At 49.0% G+C, this 24,126-nt stretch carries 18 protein-coding genes, 3 tRNA genes, 1 pseudogene and 1 riboswitch; of the genes and pseudogenes, 12 read left to right on the top strand and 10 right to left on the bottom strand.

Annotated features, from left to right (window positions below; all coding sequences use genetic code 11):
- Positions 1–26: 26 nt before the first annotated feature.
- Both GX659_07595 and GX659_07590 read left to right on the top strand, forming a co-directional pair.
- Positions 27–953, top strand: a complete 927-nt coding sequence (locus GX659_07595; protein NLD28643.1) for a DUF882 domain-containing protein — start codon at positions 27–29, stop codon at positions 951–953.
- Positions 950–1,840: a DMT family transporter gene (locus GX659_07590; GenBank protein ID NLD28642.1), complete on the top strand. Its 891-nt coding sequence runs from the start codon at positions 950–952 to the stop codon at positions 1,838–1,840. Before GX659_07595 ends, GX659_07590 begins: the two co-directional genes overlap by 4 nt.
- A gap of 193 nt (positions 1,841–2,033) precedes the next feature.
- Here the strand turns inward: GX659_07590 and GX659_07585 are convergent, their stop codons facing one another.
- Positions 2,034–3,686, bottom strand: coding sequence for a peptidase (locus GX659_07585; GenBank protein ID NLD28641.1), 1,653 nt, complete (start codon positions 3,684–3,686; stop codon positions 2,034–2,036).
- A 245-nt stretch (positions 3,687–3,931) separates the two neighbouring features.
- On the opposite strand from GX659_07585, the gene GX659_07580 reads away from it, so the two are divergent.
- The 3 genes from GX659_07580 (at position 3,932) to GX659_07570 (ending at position 6,823) form a co-directional block, all read left to right on the top strand.
- Entirely contained in the window at positions 3,932–4,387 is a 456-nt protein-coding gene (locus tag GX659_07580) for an OmpA family protein (GenBank protein ID NLD28640.1), read from the top strand.
- A gap of 65 nt (positions 4,388–4,452) precedes the next feature.
- On the top strand, positions 4,453–5,154 hold the full coding sequence (locus GX659_07575) for a Bax inhibitor-1/YccA family protein (GenBank protein NLD28639.1): 702 nt from the start codon (positions 4,453–4,455) through the stop codon (positions 5,152–5,154).
- 37 nt (positions 5,155–5,191) lie between these two features.
- Positions 5,192–6,823: a L,D-transpeptidase family protein gene (locus GX659_07570; GenBank protein NLD28638.1), complete on the top strand. Its 1,632-nt coding sequence runs from the start codon at positions 5,192–5,194 to the stop codon at positions 6,821–6,823.
- A gap of 79 nt (positions 6,824–6,902) precedes the next feature.
- On the opposite strand, the gene GX659_07565 is transcribed toward GX659_07570, so the two are convergent.
- From GX659_07565 to GX659_07525, 9 genes are all read right to left on the bottom strand, one after another.
- Positions 6,903–7,769, bottom strand: a complete 867-nt coding sequence (locus tag GX659_07565) for a M48 family metalloprotease (GenBank protein ID NLD28637.1) — start codon at positions 7,767–7,769, stop codon at positions 6,903–6,905.
- A 67-nt stretch (positions 7,770–7,836) separates the two neighbouring features.
- Entirely contained in the window at positions 7,837–8,307 is a 471-nt protein-coding gene (locus GX659_07560; protein ID NLD28636.1) for an SH3 domain-containing protein, read from the bottom strand.
- Between the two features lie 13 nt (positions 8,308–8,320).
- Positions 8,321–10,444 (bottom strand): adenylate/guanylate cyclase domain-containing protein, encoded by a 2,124-nt coding sequence (locus tag GX659_07555; protein ID NLD28635.1) that lies wholly within the window; start codon positions 10,442–10,444, stop codon positions 8,321–8,323.
- A 12-nt stretch (positions 10,445–10,456) separates the two neighbouring features.
- Positions 10,457–12,091, bottom strand: a complete 1,635-nt coding sequence (locus GX659_07550) for a peptide chain release factor 3 (GenBank protein ID NLD28634.1) — start codon at positions 12,089–12,091, stop codon at positions 10,457–10,459.
- 162 nt (positions 12,092–12,253) lie between these two features.
- On the bottom strand, positions 12,254–12,952 hold the full coding sequence (locus GX659_07545) for a CPBP family intramembrane metalloprotease (protein NLD28633.1): 699 nt from the start codon (positions 12,950–12,952) through the stop codon (positions 12,254–12,256).
- Positions 12,953–13,435: 483 nt separating this feature from the next.
- A tRNA-Ala gene (locus tag GX659_07540) sits at positions 13,436–13,508 on the bottom strand.
- A 235-nt stretch (positions 13,509–13,743) separates the two neighbouring features.
- Positions 13,744–13,815, bottom strand: a tRNA-Arg gene (locus tag GX659_07535).
- Between the two features lie 79 nt (positions 13,816–13,894).
- Positions 13,895–13,966, bottom strand: a tRNA-Val gene (locus tag GX659_07530).
- A gap of 376 nt (positions 13,967–14,342) precedes the next feature.
- Positions 14,343–15,020, bottom strand: coding sequence for a DNA methylase (locus tag GX659_07525; GenBank protein NLD28632.1), 678 nt, complete (start codon positions 15,018–15,020; stop codon positions 14,343–14,345).
- A 67-nt stretch (positions 15,021–15,087) separates the two neighbouring features.
- A riboswitch (cobalamin riboswitch) is annotated at positions 15,088–15,284 on the top strand.
- 76 nt (positions 15,285–15,360) lie between these two features.
- Between GX659_07525 and GX659_07520 the strand changes: the two genes are divergently transcribed.
- The 7 genes and pseudogenes from GX659_07520 (at position 15,361) to GX659_07490 (ending at position 24,125) form a co-directional block, all read left to right on the top strand.
- On the top strand, positions 15,361–17,280 hold the full coding sequence (locus GX659_07520) for a TonB-dependent receptor (GenBank protein ID NLD28631.1): 1,920 nt from the start codon (positions 15,361–15,363) through the stop codon (positions 17,278–17,280).
- A 1,414-nt stretch (positions 17,281–18,694) separates the two neighbouring features.
- A pseudogene (locus tag GX659_07515) lies at positions 18,695–19,204 on the top strand (hypothetical protein).
- A 12-nt stretch (positions 19,205–19,216) separates the two neighbouring features.
- Positions 19,217–20,554, top strand: coding sequence for a hypothetical protein (locus GX659_07510; GenBank protein NLD28630.1), 1,338 nt, complete (start codon positions 19,217–19,219; stop codon positions 20,552–20,554).
- A 1-nt stretch (position 20,555) separates the two neighbouring features.
- On the top strand, positions 20,556–21,395 hold the full coding sequence (locus tag GX659_07505) for an ABC transporter substrate-binding protein (protein NLD28629.1): 840 nt from the start codon (positions 20,556–20,558) through the stop codon (positions 21,393–21,395).
- On the top strand, positions 21,392–22,393 hold the full coding sequence (locus tag GX659_07500) for an iron ABC transporter permease (protein ID NLD28628.1): 1,002 nt from the start codon (positions 21,392–21,394) through the stop codon (positions 22,391–22,393). Before GX659_07505 ends, GX659_07500 begins: the two co-directional genes overlap by 4 nt.
- Positions 22,386–23,174, top strand: a complete 789-nt coding sequence (locus tag GX659_07495) for an ABC transporter ATP-binding protein (GenBank protein ID NLD28627.1) — start codon at positions 22,386–22,388, stop codon at positions 23,172–23,174. Before GX659_07500 ends, GX659_07495 begins: the two co-directional genes overlap by 8 nt.
- 72 nt (positions 23,175–23,246) lie before the next feature.
- The gene (locus tag GX659_07490) at positions 23,247–24,125 is read left to right on the top strand and encodes a UTP--glucose-1-phosphate uridylyltransferase (protein ID NLD28626.1); all 879 of its coding nucleotides are present in this window, start codon (positions 23,247–23,249) and stop codon (positions 24,123–24,125) included.
- The last annotated feature ends 1 nt before the right edge of the window (position 24,126 follow it).

The following is a 24,126-nucleotide window of genomic DNA, read 5'->3' as shown; positions in this document are numbered from 1 at the left end:
GCTGGCATTCAATCTATCCTGCCAGCGTGAAAAAAACAATGATCATCGCAGCCCTCCTTCTCGTAGCGACATCCCTATCTGCGAGAGGTCTTGGTCAAACCCGATATTTCTTTTCAGGAGACGGAAAAATCAACATCGTTGGAGCTAAAAATGGAATATCATTCAACGGAACATACAGGCTTGCCGACGGCACCTACGACCCCTCGGCCATGGAAAAAATACATTCGGTCTTTTCCGCCAAATACGGAATTCCTGGATCAGAAATTTCAACACGATTCATAGAATATCTCGATTATATTCAAGATCACTACAATCCTAAGGCAAAAATCACAATAATATCAGGATATAGAAGCCCATCTTACAATACCGGTCTCAGAAACAAAGGACGACTTGCTGCCAAGGCTAGTCTCCATCAGTACGGGATGGCGGCGGACATAAAGATAGATGGAGTTCGGGCTGAAGACCTATGGCATTTCATAAGGGAGAATAATTTCGGAGGAGCAGGCTATTACCATGGGACCTCAGTACATGTAGATAGCGGACCGGCGAGATTCTGGGATGAGACCACCTCAGGGGTCGGCACCGACATCTCGGATGATAATAAGCTCATAGAAATAGTTTTGGACAAAGACATATACAAACCCGGCGAAACGATAAAAGTCAGACTCACCAGAGCAACCCTTTTCCCCGTTTCTGCCTCTCCCAACTTCAGTCTGGAGGAACTCTCGCGATCGGACAAATGGAAATTGAAAAAAACCATACGCGCAAAGTTTTCGAGCAATTCTGGCGCAGAATGCGTTTCGATGAAGAATATAGATGAAATGACAGGGATCTCCCTGGATCTGCCGGAAAAAATATCCTCGGGCCGCTACAGGATCTCTGTGGGGTTCTGCGGCGAGATGCCGGAATCGATGCCTGCGATAAAAGAAAGTGCGGCGTTTGAAATAAGATGACAACGAGATATACAACAAGGCGCGGCATCATACTCATGATATTGGCGCAGATCTGCTTTGTAGGAGCTTGGAGCGCAGTCAAACATATAGGACAAAGACTCCCGCTGTTCGAAGTACTTTTCTTCCGCGGTTTTTTTTCTCTCTCAATACTCCTCCCCGCTACGCTCTGGCGGGTCAGGACATTGCGTGTGAACGCGAAAAAGATGGTTTTTTTGCGCTCGTTTTTTGGATATATCGCAATGATATTGTCGTTCCATGCGATCGTACGCATGGAGATGGGTGACGCAGCCTCTCTATTTAACACCCTTCCGATATTTGTCGCCCTGCTTGCGCCTCCCCTGCTGCGCGAACCATTCGGAAGAAAACAGTTTATATTCATCATAACGGCTTTTGCCGGCATACTGATGATATTGAAGCCGACCTCCGGCATCGTTCAAACGATGTCGGTCTATGCACTTCTGGCAGGTTTCATATCTTCGATATCCATGATTTGCATAAGAAAGATACATGAAAAAGATTCATCGTGGGTAATCGCGCTTTATTTCACAATTTTTACAGCCATCGCCAGCGCTCCGATGGCAATAGCGACATATGTCCCGCCCACACCGATTGAATGGGCACTGCTAGGATTCATCGGATTAATGATATCCCTGGCCCAGATATTTCTGACGAAGGCCTACAAACTCGGACAAGCGGCGACCATAGCGCCCTTTAACTACACATTCGTGATCGGATCGTACATCGCAGGATTGCTGATATTTTCTGAAATTCCGGATGCAATATCCATTGCCGGAGCCTGCATAATAGTCGGATCGGGAATAGCCATCATGCTCAACGCTCCGAAAAAGCAGAGCCCGCCAGGATCCACCCCGGCGATAAAAATTTAACTATACCCATCAGCAAATCATAAGATGCCGTTACTAGCAAGGTCGCCGTACCAGACTTCCTTTCCTTTGGCGCGGGCAGCCCTCTGATATCTACTCTCTGTCATCGGCAAAAGCTGACGTGGAATAAGTTAGTGTAACAGATCGCCTGTAAATTCGGGTGAAGGTCTCTCCCACCAGGAGCCTCACATCAAACCTACTTGATAGCGTAGGTAGGCTTTATATCTACCGGCACAGAATCAAGCCTGGATATCGCATTCTTCATGGACTCGGGCATCTTCCTGTACTTGGCTACGAATTTTTTGGCCGACTCGTAGTCACCCCTGGCCTCGATCATGAGAAGTTCTGAGGCCAGAGACCTCACCGCCGAATCTATCTTCGTTTCGTCGATAGAAAAGAGCCCAGTCTTCTCATTATACTTCACGGCCCCCTTGTCCAATAGATAGCTGAACTGAATGGCGTTGGCCCCGCCATGCGCCTCGTTTATTCCGAAGCGGACCGAGCGAAACATCCCGGCTAGATAGGTGGGCCATATCACATCGATGAAGTTTTTCTCGTAGAGCCCCTTCTTCGTGAGATAGACGTTGTTATAGGCACCAAGGACATCAGCCTTGGCCTCCTCTATTACCGAGTATAGCTCCTTGAGCTCCTTATTGACGGTTGTCTTTCTTCCATTTTTTACAATCTCCCCGGGCCCTATTCCGTGGGAAACTTCGTGGAGTAGCGTATGCGCAAAGAACGCCTCGTAATCGACATTTGCCACATCCTTCGGATCGAGAACTTTTTTAGCAATAGGGATCAGAACCTTGTTGAATTTCGCCGTCTGGACGTTCTTAAGCATCACCTTTTTGCTCCCCTCCTCCTTACGGACGCGTTCATCGTTGGGGAGGTTGAAGGCGAGGGTCTGCACGCCGGCTCTTGTATCGCCAGCGGTGTATATCTCCTGAGCGACGATTATCGGCGATTCGAGATTACGCCCTAGCCCCTTGTACCTGTCGTCGATTGGAAGATTTTTTTCGAGGTCGCCCATATAGGCAACGACCTTGGCAAGCCTCTCGCTCTCCTTGGGATCAACGCGCGTTACAAAGGCCTCAAAGGCGGCCTTGTATCCGAAAAGGGAATCTTCATAGACCTCGTACGGCCCTATCACGACCTCGATATCGTGATCTTTCATACGGACCCAATCGACATCGCTTTGGTAGTAATCGTTCGACAAAAACGAATCTGCGCGGCTGAGTAGATATTTTTTCAACGTCGCATTATCCGCATATTTGGCCGCTTTGCGAAGATGGTCCGCCGCGGGCTCAAGGAAATCTTTGTATTCCACCGAATAGGGAACGGCGATCAATCTTTTGTCATCCCGTTTTATCACCGTAAAATTGCTCTCAAAGGCAGGCCTGTCTTTCGGATGCTTCTTCAACCACTTTTCGAACTCATCTTTGGTCATATCCGAGGGATAGAAATTGGCACCAAGCGGCTTGAATCCTACCCCTTCGACAAAAGGTTTATCGTGATCGAGCCTGTCGAAAGGGCCGTAATTTATTTTGAAATATTCCAGCAGGGCAGATTTTTTGCCTTTCGATGCCTCGAGTTTCTTTTTGATCTCATAGTTGTTTTCATAGACCTGCATCAGGAAGATCTTGTCAATGTAATCCGCGGCAGCAACAAGCTCCTTGACCATCTTTTTCTGTCTGGCATCGAGGAGTTTGGAATCGACCTTGATCGTGACGGGAGAAAACTTGTCCAGCTGGGTTTTCACGGTCATGAGATCCTCCATACCTGTGGAGGCGGACGCAGCCGCTCCAAAGATGAAAACAGCGGCAACCGCTACAAGGGCAAATCTATTCATATCTCCCCCCCTTTTGCTCTCCAAGCCTATACATTTCGGCTATAGACCATGAAAATTCGGCTGTAAAGCCCCTATCTGCGCTGATCAGCGGGCCTCCCCGGGATCGCCATAAAATCGACAAAAGCCCCTCAAAGTCAAATTAACGGTTGAATTCTAAACAAAAGATTGGAATACCTCTCCGCACCCACCGGAAGGCCGCCAGGTGCCACCGGCAGGGCATAAAATTGAACTAAATGGAGGGCGCGATGAAAAGAGCTTTAGTGCTTATGGCTGCAGTAGCGGTACTCGGGGCATTTTACATGGGCTGCCAGAAGATGGAAGCCCGCTGCAAATACTGCGGCAAAGTCGTCAAGGTAACCACCCTGAGAGGGGTCCACTTCGACTTCGATAAATATCAGCTCCGCAAGGATGGCATTAAGATACTTTCCGAGGACATCGAACTTTTGAAGAAGGATAAAAAACTCGTCATTTCGATAGAAGGTCATACCGACAGCATCGGCAGCGACGAGTACAACCAAGTTCTCTCGGTTCGCCGCGCCACAACCGTATTCAATTACATGATCGACAATGGCATAGAAACTGACAGGATGCAGATCGTAGGCTTTGGAGAGAAGAACCCTGTAGCTTCAAATAGCACTGCCGCAGGGAGGGAACAGAACAGGCGAGTGGAACTGAAGATTATTCAGCCAGACACAGAATAGCCGCGCCACTTGTTTCATATCCGCATTATACCTATCCTAATGTCTGTACTTAAGTGGAGGGAGATATGGACTATCAAGCATTTGCCGGATCTCAGGAGGAATCCAAATCGTCGGTACAGAGATTTGTCACAAAGGTCTACGGATGGATGTGCGCGGCGCTGCTGACAACGGGCTTCGTATCGTATTACGTGGTCTCCAACGAAGCGCTGCTTCGGAGGATATTCCAAAGCCCCGGCACACTAATGATCCTCGTCATAGCCCAGCTGGGACTCGTCATAGGTCTTTCAGCGGCGATAAACAAGCTATCCACAACGGTCGCCACGGCGATGTTCTTCCTCTACTCTGCCCTCACCGGCATAACTCTTTCATCGATATTTCTCGTGTACACGCATGAATCCCTGACTTCCACTTTCGTGATAACCGCAGGCACGTTTGGCGCTATGAGCTTTTACGGCTACTTGACGAAGAAGGATCTCACCAGCATGGGCAACCTGGCATTCATGGGGCTCATAGGCATCATCATAGCCTCGGTGGTAAATATCTTCGTAAAAAGCACATTCATCTACACAGCTACTACTTACATAGGCGTGCTCGTATTCGTAGGGCTTACCGCCTATGACGCACAGAAGATAAAGCAGATGGCGAGGTTTCTTAACCCCGAAAGCAGCGAGGAACAGAAAGGGGCGATAATCGGAGCCCTTCGACTCTACCTGGATTTCATAAATCTCTTTTTGATGCTGCTTCGCCTCCTTGGAAGACGCCGCTAGATAGACAACTCCTCAAAAATTCGCTATTATCGCCGGGATGAAAAAACTACTGTTTTTCTTAGTCTTGGTATTTACCCTGACATCGGTCCACCCTTACGTTGCCTCATCGGAAGTAGCAATTGAAACCCCTCGGGAAAATGCCGCGATCAAGGCGGCACTGCGGACGAACAGGGCCGCTGGTGAGGAACTTCGCTCATATTCACAGATGAAGCCTTTTTACGAATCGCGAAATTTTGCGCCGGTGTGGACGAAGAATGGAAAGAACAACTCAAGCGCAAGGGAACTGGTAAATGCCATCGACTCGATTTATCTGGAGGGACTCCGTCCAGAATTTTATCACCGCGGCAAAATAGAGGAGCTATCCGGCAAGCCGGAAAGTTCCACCGAGTTGGAACTTTTATTTACCGACGCTTACTTCATGCTCGCCTCCCATCTCTCCAATGGGCTGATGGATGTGAAAAGCATGAAACCCGTCTGGTTTTCAAAGCCGGAAGGGGCAGATCCGTCGTGGCTGCTCTCAGAGGTAGCTGAGGGACGGAACTCCGTCAGGAAATCATTGGACCAGCTAAAACCAAAGTCGGTCCGGTACCTGATGCTGCGCGATCTTCTTCAAAAATACAGAAAATCCGCAACTGATGGTGGATGGCCGACCCTGCCACCATTTCCAAACCTTCCCCAAAATACAAAGCTGGAAACAGGAACACGGCACCCATTCGTGATCGATCTCAGAAAGAGGCTATCCGCCGCAGCCCGGCTTCCTAAGGTGCCGCCTGAAGATGAGGATCTATATGACGAGGCAGTCGCTGAGGCGGTAAGGTCCTTTCAAAGGATATACGGCCTAAACGAGGATGGAATCGCCGGCAAGATAACTATTGAGATGCTAGGCGCAACAGTCGAAGAGAGAATATGCCAGATTCAAATGAACATGGACAGGCTGAGAGCATACGACATACTCCTCGCCGGTAATAAATATCTCGTTGTAAATATTCCAGGATTTGAACTGGATTTATTCGAACGCGGCAAAAAGGCCCTCTCCATGAGAGCGATCGTTGGCACCTACAAGGACAAGAGCCCCATCATGTCTGACGAGATGGAATTCATAGTAATGAGCCCCAAGTGGCACGTGCCACACTCTATAGCGGTAAAGGAAGAGCTTGGTAAGCTGAGGGAAGACCCCGAACTTTTTCGCAAACGCGGTATGCGTGTTTACAGCGGAAGCGGGAAGGAACGAGTTGAGATCGATTACGAAAATTATGACTGGAACTCAGTGACCGCAGACAACTTTGAATATAACTTCGTTCAGGATCCCGGAGCTGGAAATGCGCTAGGCGGAATAAAATTCCTTTTTCCTAACAAGGATAACGTCTATCTTCACGACACACCCACAAGAACTCTTTTCGCACATGATGTGCGCGCATTCAGCCACGGATGCATAAGAATTGAAAAACCACTGGACCTGGCGGAATATCTGCTTTCACCGACAAAAAAGTGGGAACGAGATCGCATCGAAAAAGCTTCAAAGAGCGGTAAAGAACAGATGGTCTCTCTTCCCGAAAAGTTACCTATACACATAATATATCTGACTGCATGGGCGGATGAGGATGGAAGTCACTTTCGCAGGGACATATATAGATACGACTCAAAAGCTGCGAATGTTTTCTGCAAATAAAAATCTATATCGGACTAGAGGATGGGATCAGCATCCGGCGGAAAAAGCACAATAGCTGGCAGCGTTTCACCGCAAGAAACTATTTCACATTGCCTACTGCAGCCACATATCTCGAAGTTCTTACTTTTTCGGTTTTTCCTGTCGGAGAAAGCCCTGAAAGTTCCCTCTTGAGGGATGCAACTCTGTCAGCTGGTTTCGGATGGGAAGAAAATGGGCCGACAGGATGACCTTTCCCTGCTTGTGCCTCCGCCTCGATGAATTCTATCATCTCGCCGGGATTATAACCGGCGGCCCAGGCAAAGCGCATCCCGCTTGAATCTGCGTCTTTCTCATCTCCCTTGCTGTACCCGGATTCCATGACTTTCTTCGCAACATCCATCACGACATTTTGAAACTCCTGCGCAAGCTGGCCAAGCTGGTCGGATGTGTACTGGCTTCCAACCTCGCCTGCGACGTAAAACCCGAATTTGGTCCAACGCGATTTTTTAATCGCTCTGATTCCATGCCTGTGAGCGACGTGCGCGACCTCGTGAGCGAGAATCGCCGCGAGCTGATCCTCGTTTTTTATTTGTTTGAGCAGTCCCTGGTTCACCAGAATTATTCCGCCGGGGCAGGCATAAGCGTTTGGTTCATCGCTAGTTAGAACGGCGAAATGATACCCACCATAGGTTTCCGGCCTTTCCGAAGCTGCCGCTACAAGCAATCCCACCCTGTTCAGATAGCTGTTGAGCGCCGGATTTTGAAGCAGCGGATATTTGGAAATGATCGTGGCGGCCACCGCCCTCCCGATGTAGTGCTCCTCGGATGGAGTGATGTCTTTCGAAGCCTCGGCTATCTGCTGAATTCCTCCGATTGAAGAACTTATTATTCTCCCCAAGTCCTGCGCGCTCGACATCGCTGGGATAACAATCATGAGCATGGCTGCTATCAAAAATGTCTTTTTCATGCCATCACCTCTTGTTTTTGGTCTGAATTAATTTTCCATCGCATCAAAAAGATCGGATTAATACGAATCATCTTGGCTTCAATTTTCCTGCCGATTGAAACGCGCGAAGCTCAGCCTCGCTGGATCCTAATTTTTCGATCTTGTCTACGCTTGAAAATGCCACAGCCATCTGCGCATTGTTTTTCTTGTACTGCGCCTCGACCTGGGGGTTGAAACCCTTTCCGGCCAGCGCCACCTCGTCGTGCTTGACGCTTCCACCAGCATATTTCTGGTCAGGATTTTTGGGAATCGACTTCTTGGTAACCGAGCTCTTCGGAAGATATCCGGATGGTGAAGAAATCCTGATCCAACTCCCCTCCTCGCCGATGACATTTACCTCGGTGCCGTAGGAGAGCTTTCCCGAAGACTGGGCGAGATAATTAGGACTCGTCTTCACCATAACCTCACGCACCTCAACCGTCATCTTCTGCTGCGCAAAGAGCTGTGTCGCAGCGATAGCAGATACAACAAAGATCACCGCAAAAAAGAGTCTCTTCATGAGAAACCTCCGTTTATTTTGTAGTGAAATTTATAACTCCATCAAACCCTTCGGGGGGATTCAAATCATATTGATTGCAAATGCCAACATAAATTTTTGAGCACTGATCGCCGGTTATTCCCGCAACTTTGTTAAACAGAGCAGCGGCCTCGCTGAATCTTCCGACTTCGAAGAGCAAAAGCGCATCGGAGAATATCGAAAGAAGATCGCCGGAAAGGGAATGCGATTCACCTATAGCACCGAGAGGTTCGTATATTCCGACAGGTTTCGAACGCCCCTTAACCCTTACAGCCCCTATCCTTCTCGCTTCCAAAAAATCCTTCGAAGCTTCGAAGCTGGATTCGCTCATCATGATCCGAGTTCCCAGTTTTTTGTTGAGCCCCTCAAGGCGGGAGGCTAGATTCACGGTGTCGCCGATAGCGGTGTAGTTGAACCGTATATCCGACCCTATGTTGCCGACCACGGCAGGTCCAGTGTGAATGCCGATTCTGGTCGTAAATGGAGATCCCTTATCAAGAAGCGATTGTATTCGAAGCGCAGCGATCGCGGCCTTGGCGGCGTGATCATCCATAGGCAGCGGCGCCCCCCAGAACGCCATGATCGCATCGCCTATGTACTTGTCGAGAGTCCCTCCGCTTTCCTGTATAATTCTCGTCGTCGATGAAAAATATTCGTTGAGTTGAGCCACTAGCGCCGGGGGCTCGGTGCTTTCGGAGATCGTCGTGAAATCCGCTATGTCCGAGAAAAACAGCGTGACGATTTTTTCCTCTCCCCCCAGTCGCAAACTTTCGGGGTCCTTGGATATCTCCGATACGACCTCGGGGGAGAGATACTGTTTGAAGGCCGACTTTATCTCGCGCCTACGCCTTCCCTCGGTGAGATAATTTTTCAATATCATCGCAAATGACGAAAACGAAGCGGCAAGAAACGGTGTGACAACCGGCATCCAAATACCGTTCGCAAAAAGCAGAAAGGAGGAACCCGCTATAGAGCAAAGCACGATGGCTATGAATATCGCTATTCCCCAAGATGTCGCTATCCATGTAAGGCCAAGAGATGCGATGGCAGCCGACAAAAATACCACTACAAAATCAGCATGCGCCCGAAAAGGCCGCATGAAATCTCCTCGCATCAAATTTTCTATGACAGTTGCGTGCACCTCCGGGCCTGGATATACGCGCGATATAGGAGATGGCTTCATGTCGTAAAGTCCCGGAGCAGCGAGGCCGAAGATCACGATCTTGTCCTTCACAACTTCGGGGGAAATTTGAGGATCATCTCCGTTTGCCACTTGAAATGCGGAGGAAATAATTCCAGCAAGCGGATAATTTGGAAATGTATCGGTACCCCCATAATAGTTGATCATCATCATGCCGTCGGAATCGAGCGGCAGATTCCTGCCATCCATTTTGATATTTTTTCTCTGCAGCCACTCGATATTCCCGACCCCTCTCACATCGCTGACCACTTTCAGAGAAATTGCAGGAATGGCATGAGAATCCATAGCATCTATCAGAGATATCCTTCTATAGATCCCGTCCTCATCGGGAGGAACCTGGGCGTTTCCGAAACCAGAGGCCGACTCAGCAACTCCGGGTATCGGCAGCGAACTTATTGAATTACTTTTTAACACCCATGGAGGGAGATCGCTTTGAAATGGAATGTCTGTTTTGGAAATCGCAATCTCTCCGACAGGCGTAATTTCTGCCTTATTTTTAGACAGGAAGAGAACAAAATATGATGGCGGTCCACTCTTTATTCCGAAGGTAAAAGCCTCATCATCTTCGACGCCGTAAACCGAGTCCTCAGAAAAGAAAATATCGAAAACAGCGGCACGCGCACCGCCACGCTTGCAGAAATCGAGCGCCATCGAATAGAGTTCGCGGGGCCACGGCCAGCTCACCCCTTGAGACTCCATGTGACGAAGCGATGGCTCGTCCACATAGAACATGACCACGTTTTCCGGAACAGCGCGCCCGCTTCTCAGAAGTGACATTCGCAGATCATATGTTTTTAACTCGGTAATCCTGAACAGCTTGGTCTTGGAAAGAGAGAGGAGCAGAATTACCGATACAGCGGCTATCGCTGCTGCCCAAAATATCTGCCTCAGCGGATGAGTTTTGTGAATTTTCGCCATAACCCTCCCAAATTAGGTATCGGCTTTTTCAGAACATTCCTGCTCGTAATTTATAAGGCTTGAATAGAAGCTGATTTCAGGATGCTTTTCCTGAATATATCCCAGCTCCCATTCGCTTTTAAAGAGTATCATAGGATAGCCGCGGGCATCATAGACTATGTGGTCGCGGTAATAGTTTTCGAATGCCTCCCGCTTTTTTCTATCGGCCGAACGATACCATCTGGAACACGTATAATTCATGGGATGAAATATAGCATCCGCGCCATATTCGTTTAGCAGCCTGAATTTCACGACCTCGAACTGCAGCTGACCGACGACACCTATTATGATGTCCGAGTTGTATTTCCTACGAAAAAGCTGCGAACTGCCTTCCTCCGCTAGCTGCCCGAGTCCTTTGTGAAGCTGCTTCACCTTGATCGGATTTTTCAGCGTCACAAGGCTGAACCTGTCGGGAGAAAACTGCGGAATTCCTGTGAACTTCAGATCTTCGCCCATCGTCAGCGCATCCCCTATCATGAGATTGCCACGGTCGTGTATTCCTATGATATCTCCGGCGTACGCCCTATCGATGTTGCTGCGTTTTTGAGACATGAACTGCAGCGCATTTTTTATTCGAAATTCCTTGCCAGCACGAACGTGATAGACCGACATCCCCTGGATGAATTCGCCGGCGCAGATTCTCAAGAATGCAATGCGGTCCCTGTGGTTGGGATCCATATTCGCCTGAATCTTGAATATAAGCCCTGAAAAATTCCCCTCGAACGGATCAACGACACGAGTTTCAGCCGGCCTCGGAAGCGGCGATGGGGCGTAATTCACAAATGCTTCGAGGAGCTCCCTTATTCCAAAGTTATTTATGGCGGATCCGAAAAAGACGGGGGTGAGTTTTCCGGATAGATATCCCTTCTCGTCAAACCCGTGCCCCGCCCCTTCGATCAGCTCGAGATCATCTTTGAGCTTCGCAATTGCATCTTCGCCGACGAGCTTTTTCAGTTCCGTATCATCGAGGTCGCGAACGAGCCTCAAGTCATCCCCTTCGTGAAGATCCTTCACTCCCGGCCTGAAGAGCCTGATGCATTTCTCCTTGAGATCGTACACACCGCGAAAATCGCGCCCCTGGCCTATTGGCCAGGTCATGACCGTGCATGAAAGATGGAGCTGATTCTCAAGTTCATCGATCAGATCGAATGGATTTCGCCCCTCGCGATCCATCTTGTTCATCAACGTCATGATCGGCATGTGGCGATCTCGGCAGACCTGAAAAAGTTTTTTAGTCTGCGCCTCGATTCCCTTTGCGGCATCGATGACCATCAGCGCGCTGTCGACGGCCGTAAGAACTCGGTATGTATCCTCGCTGAAATCGGCGTGGCCAGGGGTATCGAGAAGATTGATCTCGTGATTGGCATACGAAAACTGCATCACCGCAGAGGTGACTGAAATGCCGCGCTGTTTTTCTATCTCCATCCAATCGGAGGTGGCGAACTGCGCAGATCGCTTCGCCTTGACGGTACCCGCCATCTGGATGGCGTTCCCAAAAAGGAGCAGCTTCTCGGTGACGGTTGTCTTTCCGGCATCGGGATGCGAAATTATCGCGAAGGTCTTGCGGCGGGTGATCTCGCCCCTTATTGCATTATCGACTGTTTTCATCGGGCGGCAGGCATACTTGCAGATACCCAATTTCGCAAACACTTTCGGGGGAGACAAACGGTAAGCGTCCCCAAAAGAGAGGAGCCGCCCCTCTTAAAACAAGCAACTATTTGATATTTAGAAGCTTTTTCGGGGACACAAACGGTATGTGCCCCTGGATAACTAGAAAAAATTAAGCTTTGAAGTTACATCCAAGATTAGCGTTGGGTAAAACGTGCTTATAATATTTGGAAAAAAACAAAGAGCATTACCTATGATATGAAACATTATCGGCGTAATTACAGAACGACTTATACAAAAAGACCACGCGAGAAAATAACCTCCGACTAGATTGGCCGGATCTGGGTTCCCATAGTAAAAATGTGCGATACTAAATAACAACCCATTCGTAACAACAATAAAAGAAACGTTCCACCCGCATAAATACGCAAAAACCGAACAAAGAATTGCTCGAAAAAATATTTCTTCAAATATAGGTGATATAAAGAAATGGTTGATTATATCATACGAACTTAATTTATTTAAAGTTTCGACTATGGATAAAAAATTAATATTAATAACACCTATAAAATATGAGTAGATATTAATAAGAAGAATATAAAAACACATCACCAGAATTGCGAACCCTACAGATGACGCAAACCAAAAAATAAAAGTTTTTTTGTTACGATCAATGGTAATTCCAAGCTGCTTGGGGGACAAACCGCCTACGTACCTCATAATGATCAGTGCAAATCCCAAGTAAATAATTTTTATAATGAGAAAATACCATTCATTGCCAAATCCCTCAAAAGAATCTCCATTAAAAAATTTAGAAAACCAGGCTATGCAGTTTTGGAATTTTACCGTAATTAAATACATCACGCAATCGCTATTTGTGTTTTATTTCCGATTTGATTTGTCACAGGCTCTTACGGTCTTGTCCAAAATCTGCAATATAGGATCTACTTACACTATAGACTTCAAGCGTCAATAAATTGTTCAGATGTACAAAACAAGAGACAATCGTACGGATTTGATCTTTGAATAGCATTTAATCTGAGGATCTGAAGTCTGCAAAATTCAAGAATAAAAGAATCGCCTCACATGGTCGGGCGTCGGAACCGGCAACCTTGCGGCTGCGGTTCTCATCCTCAACCCCACCAAAAAAGAAAGGGGCCGCCAAAAAACCAGCGACCCTTTTCTTTTTTGTGGAGTAGAAGGGATTGTCACTTCGTTCTGATGATCAGGGCTATTTGTTCCGGGCTTCGCCCTCACGCATCATAACATTTGTTCGTTCGAACCCTTGGCCCCCACTTGTCCCGATGTGGCACAATTTTTCGCTTCACGCCCTCGTGGGCTCAGTGGAGCACAAGGGATTCGAACCCTCGACCCCCACGTTGCGAACGTGGTGCTCTCCCAACTGAGCTAGTGCCCCTCTCAACCCATAAGGGGTAAAGCAAAAAATTGTCAGTCACATCGAGGATCCTCGACGCCGCAAATCCCGCCTACGGAGGAATGCGGACGTCGGGACGAACGTGGTGCTCTCTTAAGCTGAGCTACTGCCCCAAAATCCGTTTTACAAATTTCCGCCCATTTTCAATTTCCTGTTTCCCATTTTACGAAAATAGAAAATGGAAAATAGAGGGGATATCCGCACAACAAATCTCCTGCGCCCCCGGCAGGAATCGAACCTGCGCAACCTGCTCCGGAGGCAGGTACTCTATCCACTGAGCTACGGGGGCATTCCACTTTTCTACCCCTACTCCCTGTCCTACTGTGGGCGTTGCTGGGTTTGAACTCCCGATTTGGCGCAGCTTTTTGTGGGCGCAGCAGGGTTTGAACCTGCGACTTCGACCGTGTGAGGATCGCACTCTTCCGCTGAGTTATGCGCCCACAAAAAGCTGCTGTCAAATCGAGCACCTGCCGACGCATTAATGGCGGAGCCAGCATTGCCCGCCACTAAACCGTTGGTGAGCATAGCGCGATGACACACTCGCCGTCATTGCGAGCGCCAAGCGAAGCAATCCAGTTCCAACACTTCCTGTTTTCGACCATCGAACCTCGAAAAAGTCACGGCAGTTTTTGGATCCCCGCCAAAACCATGCGGGGATGACAACAAAAATACGAATCCAATTTCAAAAAACGGTACCGCCGATCAAATGGCGGCGGAAGCTAACCGATTGCACCTACATTTTCAAGGAAATTGAGCCGCACCATAACGCCCGCCACATTCACAACAATATTCAGTAATATCAAAAGGTTAAACACTTCAATCTTTCTTCATTATAAAGAGGTAATTGAAGCCGCGCAGGTAGAAATTCCCTTTTATCGCCTCGGCATGCCAGTTTCCGCGCTTCAGTTTCCTGTTATGCCTAACCACTGCTACGACATCAAGCGGCCGAAAGCGCCGGCAAAGCATCTCGAATAGACGAAATCCGATTGGCACAAACCCTTTTTTCTTCTGATATGTGTCGGAAACGTAAAGGGCCATGCAGCGCTTGGGGCGCAGGATCCTGTCGCATTCCGCGATCACCCTTTCCATCTCCTTGAAATATTTTTCCTCGAACGCCGAAAGCTTCCCGATACATCTCGGATCATCCGAATAGTCGATGTGCGTCGAATACGGAGGATCAACGAAGATGAAATCCGCCTTCCCGTTTTCCAACGGAAGTTTTCTCGCATCAGCGCGAAAGATATCCTTGCGGGACGGTTTGAGATCATAGCCGAGAGCACGCCTCGAAAGTTCGCGGGCTACATCCAGAGTCGTGCCGCTTCCGCACATCGGGTCGACTACGAGGTCCCCTTCCCGCGTATATCTCTCGAGAAGATTCCAGATAATTCCGGCCGGTGTCGCGCCTATATAGGAATCATCCCCCTGAATGGAGGACCCGATATGCCGGGAGGGGAAATCCCAAAGGGTCGTACTCATTTCACCGCTTTTCTTCATATCGCGCTTCAAACCTCATTTCGCGGGCAAAAGCAACGAGAATAGCTTTTATTGACAAGCGATATCCCTTCCTGTTAGTGATGCCGCACAATTTGCTGATTCGACGTTCAAGGGAAGCCGGGTGAAAATCCCGCGCGGTCCCGCCACTGTAAGAGGAACACCCTTCTGCCGCAAGTCACTGTCCCGCCTACCGCGGGGCGGGAAGGCGAGGCAAAAAGAGATCCCCTCGAAGCCAGGAAACCTTGCGCCGCATTTTCAAGCTGCAACTCTTCGCGGAAAGAGGGAGCGCATGAAGCCTCGCTTCACACAAAACCTTCTCCAGCGGAGGAGGTTTATTTTTTTGATCCTTCTCCTGTGCGCACCTCTGCCCTCGAAGGCAAGCGATAGCGCCGACATCGGCGAAATCCAGATAAAGGGGAGAAACGAATACGAATCTCTCGAAAGCACCGGCTCATTCGCTACAATCATAAAACCTGACAAATACTTCGACCAGTCGAAGACCACCTCAGAGATCCTCTCTGAAACTCTCGGAGTCGACGTGACAAATCTCGGCGGCGAAGGACAACTCTCTACCGTATCTATACGAGGCTCATCAGCGGAGCAGGTTGCGGTTTTTGTCGATGGTGTCAGGCTCAACTCTTCCACCTTCGGCGCAGTGGATTTTTCCACAATCCCTCTAGATGCCATAGAACGAATCGAGGTTATACGCGGAGCGACGTCGGCGCGCTTCGGCACCGACGCCATAGGCGGGGTGATCAACATCGTCACCAAAGAAGCACATGACAAGCGTTCCATCGATGTAAAGCTGACCGGAGGATCCTTCCTAACTCTCAAGACCGCCGAATCCTGGTCGGAACCATTTAAAAACGGAGATATGACTCTAGCGCACAGCCACAGGTCTACCGCGGGAGACTTCACCTTCAAAACTGCGGCGGTAAACATGGCAGGAGGAAGAATCGGCGCTTCAAGGACGCTGACTCGTGAAAACAACCGTTCGATAGCCGAAAATGTACTCGTCAAAGGAAGGATCAGGCTTTCTGAAAATACGAAGATATCGCTAGCAAATGACTTTTTCTGGACGAATAGAGAAGTTCCCGGGATGGAGGAAGAAACCACCCTGCTTAGCCCGACAAATCCTCTGGAAGCCAAACAGGAGATATTTCGAAACACATCTAACGTACTCTTTGAAATTGAAAAATTTTTCATGGATCCGCTCTCCTTTCAAAGCGGCGCGACATTCTTCTTCGATGACGACCATTTCAAGGACCCCACTCCTGCAATAGGAAATCCTATAGACGTGACCTACATAAGCTACACGCCGGAGGCGCACGCGCAGGTCATGCACATCGCATCGTGGCGCAGTATAAATTTAGCATCCACCGCAAGAGGACAATACAGATTCGATCACGCAAAAGATCTCTCGCCGATACCATCCACCCCTACCATGGGAAGCCATACCCGGAATACCGGCACATTTTTTCTGGAAGAGGTGGTCGGATTTCTCGGCGACAGGCTTATACTATCTCCTCAGATACGTCTGGAGAAGGCAACCTCCAGGAAATTTCGGGCGAGCTGGCGCGTCGGATTGTCGGGGAAACCGCTGCCATGGCTGACTCTAAAATCAAACGTCCAGACCGCATACCGATACCCAAATTTTTCCGAACTGTACTATCCAGACCAGGGGTATCTGCGTGGAAACCCGCGACTGAAAGACGAACATTCACTAAACTTCGATGCCGGATTCATAATAGGCCCAAAGTACGTGAGCCTCGAATTTTCCTTTTTTCAGAATCGAATCGAGAATCAGATCATCTTCGTACCGATCTCCGCCACTACGATCGAGCCTGTCAATACGAACAAGGCCATCACGAATGGCGTCGAGGTTGGCATCAGCATGGATCCTGTTAAGCAGCTTCACCTGGAAGCAAACTATTCATGGATGGATGCAAAATTCGCCGGAGGAAGGCTTAGATTGCCGGGAAGGCCTGAACACAAGTTGAACGTAGGCGTACGCGGAACGATAAAACCAGTGATCCTTTTCGGCACGCTGCACTACATCGGATCCTTTCCATCCAATACATCAAACACGGTTTGGATCTCGCAGCATACAGCAATAGATCTGGGAACCACTGTGAAATTCGCAAAGCATTTCTTTGCTACCGCCGAGGTCAGGGACGTGACCAACGTGCAGATATACGATGCAAGGGGATTTCCTCTCCCTCGCAGGAGTTACTGGGTAACTCTCGGAGCAGGGATATAGGAGATATCGAATGAAAAAGAATATTCGAATTTTACCGGTGATCTTTTTTACGCTTTTGATCGCCTGCGGGAGCAGCGAGATAGAGAGCAGGCCTCCTCCAAATGAAGATGAATCTCTCGCGCCGCCATCATTTATTTTATCCAGCGATTTTCCATCCGACATCGTAATACCGGATATCAAAGGGATGGATTCGACCGCGTTCATAGTGAGCACATCATCCCCTGCAGGAGTAATAGCCGTGGATATAAATGCCGACACGATGAAGGTGTCCTCGAAATTTCAAGGATTGATATCGCCGAATGGATCCGGAATCCCCTCGAAGCTGCTGATTTCATCCCAGGATGATGCGTTCTTGACCACCTCGAATTCGTTGATACGCTTCAGCCCTAAAACCGGAAGAGTCCACTCTAGGACAAATCTCCTTTCGGATGTGGAAATAGGGAAAGACCATAGAAACTCGGACGGAACTTCGTCGGATGAGAAGATAACTCCGAATTTTCCATCCGGAATAGCAAGAATCGGCGACAGGATATTTGTAGCCATGTCGAATTACATCAACACCACAAACCCGGCTGTTGCCGCTCCAGGAATCGTTCGAGCGTTCGATATTAAGTCGGGCGGATCGATGATCGACGCAGGTATAATAGTCACGAGCGCATTTAACCCAACGGGGCTCTCGGTGCGAAATGGAGAAGAATTGATAATAACAAATTCCGGCGTCATCAATATCATAAATGCGGAATCAGTTCCTGCAACCGATTCCGTAATAGATATCGCCGACCCGGAAACGATGGAGATAACCGGAAGCATCCCGCTTGGACAGGTTGCTGCATCATTTCATGCTGCGGCCGTGACCATAGACGGATCTCTGGCATTTGTCGGGTCATCTGCGTTTGGAGAAGTCTATGAGATAGACCTCATAAATATCTCCGTCCTTAGAGGAAAAAATAACCCGCTGATGATAACGGATGAAAGCGACTATATGACGGATGTAAAGCTCTCTCAGGACAATAGCCACATCTTCATAGCAAGCTTTGAAAAAAGCGCTGTTTATCCGGTCGACATATCCGATATTGCAAACCCTGAAGTGAAGGACCCGATAGTTGTAGGCTATTCCTCCGAAGTAACCACGGAAAATCCCACCGGTGCAAACACCGGAGCAGGCCCGATCGCGGTCCGCCCCGGCACCAGAGGAATCGACTACGAAGGGCCCGATCTCTTCATCCTTACCGGATATCCGGGGACGCTCGTGGCAGTTTATAGCGATGCACCTGCAAAGAGATATCTGCCGAACGAACAATCTGGGGATAGCGAAAGCTTCGACCCTCCGCCCCCCCCGGAAGGAAATGACGGAGATTCCTGTCAGGGATTTGCACAGGCAGTCAGATCGGTCAAATACGGATACGATGCGGGGTTTGGGCAGGATAAATTTCCAGATATTGTCCTTGGCCCGCCACAGGGAAATGGCGCGCTCGCAGGAGGCCTGGATGTTTTAAGCCTGGGCAAAAACGGCAGTATCACGCTGGACCTCGGCAATTGCCACGCGGTAGACGGCCCCGGCGCTGATTTCATAATATTTGAAAACGCATTCTATATCGGAGGGGATGAAAACGCCCCCTTCGCTGAACTGGCATCGGTTGAAGTCAGCGCAGACGGAATAAATTTCAAGGCATTCCCATGCGACACATCCGCTTACCCATACGATGGATGCGCCGGATCGATGCCGGTATATTCAAATTCCAAAAACGGAATAAGCCCCTTCGATCCTGACCTCGCGGGAGGCAATGCATTCGATCTGTCGGAAATCGGAGTCGCACGGGCTCGTTACATAAAAATCAAAGACCGCAAGAGCACGGGATCAAAACCGGTAGCCGGCTTCGATCTCGACGCCATATCGGTCGTAAACGGAGAAATCCAAAACTAAAAAGGAGGAGTTATGTTATCAGCAGGTTTTCTTTGGGGATGTTCACCAGCACCGCGCCCGGTAAAAAACGATGTTATCGATAAGGAAGTCGATGCTGTCACAGACGTTGACCGACCTATGGATCTGTCTCACCATCAGGACCCGACAGACAAAATCAGAGACGAACTGGTAACCCACGCGGAAACTTCGGAAGTTTCAAAAGAGATATCGTTTGGCGACATCATCGATTATTTAGACGGATTAACCGAGATAACTAAACCAGCAGCTCCAACTCCACCCATGGCAAATCTGTTTTCCGAATTGCCATGCGGTTTTCCTGCAAGCATCAGAATAGATGATGAGTCACAGAAGGTATTTGTCACCTGCGAAACAACCAAGGGTTCTCTGCAGGAAAGGTCGCTGATAGGGGGTGTTAATTCCCCATGGAAATCGTTCGAAGAGTTCGACGGTCGCCCATCGAACCACGTGATACTTTCCGGCGGATATCACCTTATAACGAGATCCTCTCCTGATGGATTCGTCCTGATAAACGATGTCAGTCGAAAGATATCTGATGAAGTCATTTTCTCGAAAGAATATATCGCCGATAAAAATGGAAAGCCTCTCGCTTTTCTACCCAACATGCCCTCGGGAGCTGCCCTTATAAAGGACAACGTTTGCATCGTGACATCCAATATGGATCATATCGACATGGACCCATTAAAGAGCACTCACAACGAAGGGACTCTGATCTGCTTCCCATACGATGGTTTCGGAGCGGTAGTCCATGACGCATCAACTGCATACTACACGGGAGGGATCAACCCGACCGCTGTAGCACCCATGGATTCAGACAAGCTGGCTGTTCTCTGTTCAAACGGATTTAACCCCAACCAAAAAACGCAACTTTCGGTTGATATATTTTCATTCCCCTCTGGAGATAAAATATCGCACACGATGGCATCTGACGATAGAAGACCTCTCACAGGAATAATAAGCCCTGAGATGCCAATATCGCAGGATGGAGCCATCCTCGTAGGCCTGCAAAAGCCTTCGAACGCGGTGGCGGGGATTGACGCACAAAGCGGAGATAGGATTTTCAAACTGGAGCTTGGCGAAGTTGAAAGTTTCATATCATCCCTGCAGATTTTCGGAAATGTCGCAGCGGCATCGGATTTCGGCCTCTTTGGCAGCACAGGCAAAGTAATCTTTTTCAACACCGCCGAAGATGGATGGGATGGAACCGTAGAAACAAAACTCCCTGCAAACCCCGGCCCCGCTACGATATTTGACGGAGTATTATATCAAACGGCGACCGATGCATCGATGGGCGGTGCTATATATGAGGTTGATCTCTCAGGGATGAACTGAAATGAAAATCAAGGAAGGGGTGTTAATCACATTCGTGATTATAGCTTCCCTCTCTTCGCAAAACCTATTTTCGAACGACGAGATGCCGAAGCGAATCGTATCGCTGAAGCCGGTGATCACTGACACACTGATCGCGATAGGAGCCGGAGATATGATCGTCGGGGCGACGAAATACTGCGAACTGGAAGCTCTGGAAAATAGACCGCAGATCGTAGGTGACTACACCCGCCCTATGATCGAAAAAATAGTCGCGCTGCGCCCGGATGTCGTCCTGAATTCGGAGGAAAACTCCAGCAGAAGATCATTCGAAAAAATGGAAAGCCTCGGAATAAAAACGAGTTTTTTTTCATTCAGCACTCCCGATGAAATCGTTTCATCCATCTCGGCAATAGGCGCAACTATAGGAATGAAAAAATCCGCCGATGCAGTTGCGCTTCAAATAAAGAAGGAGTTTATTGAACTCAAAAAGAGGTGGAGCAGCGCTCCCCAAAAAAAAGGATTCATAATATGGGGAAGAAGGCCCATCATAGCCGCTGGCGATATCTCGTATATGGGCACGCTCCTTTCATCTATAGGAGTTGAAAACGCCGCGAAGAAATCTTCTGTGCCCTACCCCAGAATAGGGGTGGAAGATATACTAACAGCGAATCCGGATTTCATAGTGGACCTGTCGATGGGAAGCGAGGCGCACACCCCGGAAGAGGCGTGGAGCAAGATAAAAAATTGCGATGCGTACAAGCGCGGCAGGATATACATAATGAACGCTGACGATTTTCGCCCCGGACCACGCCTACCTGACGCTCTGGAAAATCTGGCGAGGGTTATACACGGAGAAAGATGAAATCGTACCTTACAAAAAAGAAGTTTTTGTTTTCGATATCGATCCTTACTGTGCTGCTTCTCGCGGCGATTTATTTTGGCCTGTCGCATGGCAGCGGATCGGTAGATATCTTTGAAGCGCTTCTCGGCGGAGCTGGCAGCGACATACTGTTGGGAGCGAGGCTCCCGAGGGTCCTACTTGCAGCCATCGTCGGGATGGCTCTAGCTTCATCAGGTGGAGCATTTCAAACTCTTCTAAAAAATCCTCTGGCTGACCCATTCATACTAGGAGTATCAGGAGGCGCTGCACTAGGCAGCATCGCCGCACTGGGTTTCAGGCTTCCATTCGCATGGATCTCTGGAGCCGCATTTTTAGGCGCAATGCTCTCGATGATAGCAATCATGTGGTTTTCCAGGGTGCGAAGTTCCTTTCGCTCCACCGAACTGATGCTCACCGGGGTGATCTTCAACGCCTTCTGCTTTGCGCTGATACTCTTCATCAACGCCATGGTGACCATGGAGGAGGCGTATCAGATCCTCTTCCTCCTAATAGGAAATCTCGAAGAGATGGGGCTGGGGCTGGTAGCGATAACAGCGGCGCTGGTAATTCCAGGGCTCATAATCCTTTCCCTTCTCGCAAGAAGAATGAACATCCTTATGCTCGGAGACGACGAGGCGAGATCGGTAGGAGTCGATCCTTCCAGGATACGCGCTGCGGTCTTCGTATGTTCGTCGGTTATGGTTGGGGCGGCCGTTGCGGCATCCGGACTCATAGGTTTCGTAGGGCTCTTCGTGCCGCACATAGTCCGCCTGACCCTTGGCGCCGACAACCGCCTATTGATCCCGGCCTCCGGAATCGCCGGCGCAGCATTTCTGGTTTTGGCAGATACTATCGCAAGAACGATACTTTCCAACTCCGACTACGCCACTGAGCTGCCAGTCGGCGTAATAACGGCACTTATAGGCGCACCTCTGTTCATGATACTTCTCAGAAAAAACATGGGGAAGAGCCATGCCTGAAAATACGACGGCATTCGATATACGAGAAATATCATTCAGCTACGGAAACAGAATGGCAGTAGATACGGTCTCCTTCGCGGTCTCGCCCGGCGAACTGCTGGGGGTCCTCGGCCCTAACGGAGCTGGGAAGAGCACACTGCTTTCGCTTATCGCCGGAAATAGGAAGCCATCATCAGGTGAAATTCTCCTATTTGGAAAGCCGAATCGCAAAATGACATGCCGCGAGCGCGCAAAAAAAATAGCCTTTGTCGCACAGAGCCCTTCAATAGCATATTCGATAACAGCCCTCGAAACGGTATTAATGGGCAGGGCCCCTCACATTCCGGCAACTGGTTTCGAATCGAAATTAGATATAGAAACCGCTCTGGGTGCCATGAAGATGGTCAACTGTGAAGAGCTCGCAAATCGAGATATATCAGAACTCTCCGGCGGTGAACGCCAACGCGTCTTTCTCGCAAGAGCTATCGCCCAGCAGCCCAAAGCGCTCATCATGGACGAGCCGACCACATTTCTCGACATAGGACATCTTTCTGCACTGAGAAAAACGATCGCAAAACTTAGAGACCAACTCGGCATGACGGTTATCATCGCAGCACACGACATAAATTTCGCATCTGCGCTTTGCTCCAGAATACTGCTTATGCGCGATGGCCGGATAATCTCCGATGGACCTCCGCAAGAAACCATAAGGTCCGACAGGCTGGCAGCCACATTTCAAACCGAGGTTAGAACTATGCAGGATCCTCAAACCGGCCGCCCGCTGTGCCTCATGGATAGCTAGTTGGCGTCAATTTACCGCTTTACAGCAAAAATACCTGTGCTAGTTTGCAGTAAATTCAATCCCGGAGGAATTATGACCAAAGTCCGCAAGGCCGTAATCCCTGTGGCCGGAATGGGAACCAGATTTCTACCCGTCACGAAATCGGTACCTAAGGAACTTTTGCCCATAGGAACCAAACCCACGCTTCAGATCGTCGTAGAGGAGGCGGTCTCATCCGGGGTAGAAGAGATCATCCTTGTATCATCCCCCGACAAAAAACAGATCGAGGAATTTTTCAGCAAAAAGACCTCCTACGACAGGAAGCTGGCGGAGGCGGGTAAAGAGGCTATGTTGTCAGGGCTATATTCACTTCTCTCAAAAGTGAATATAACGACAACGATGCAGATCAATCCAAAAGGGCTAGGCCACGCGATACTTTGTGCTAAGGAAGCCGTAGGTGACGAACCCTTCATCGTGATTCTTCCAGACGTCATAATAGAAAGCAAAGTTCCTTGCTGCAAGCAGTTGATCGACGCATACGTCAAAACCGGCTGCGCTGTGAACGCTACCGAACACACTCCTAGAAACCAGATCCACCTATACGGAGTTTACGATATAGCGAAATCTGAAGGGGCTTATCACTACGCCAGTGGAGTCGTCGAAAAACCAAAGGCGGAAGATGCCCCGTCCGATTTTTCGGTCGTTGGCAGATATCTCTTCCCATCCGAACTTTTCAAGATTCTCGAAAAAACCCCTCCGGGTAAAAACAACGAGATTCAGCTGGCTGACGGCATGAACACCCTAGCCAAAGAGGGGAAGATGGTCGCGTTCGAATACGAGGGAAGGCAGTTCGACACCGGCGATCCTCTCGGCTTTCTCAAAGCGAACATATACTACGGACACCGTGAATTTAAAAACGGCGTTTCAAATTTTATCGAGGAAGTTATCGAGAGAAACCTTCTGATGATGTGAG

The organism is Myxococcales bacterium (assembly GCA_012513515.1).
Lineage (GTDB): Bacteria > UBA10199 > UBA10199 > 2-02-FULL-44-16 > JAAZCA01 > JAAZCA01.
Note: the sequence above shows the minus strand (reverse complement) of the source record. Positions and strands in the feature narration are given on the sequence as shown.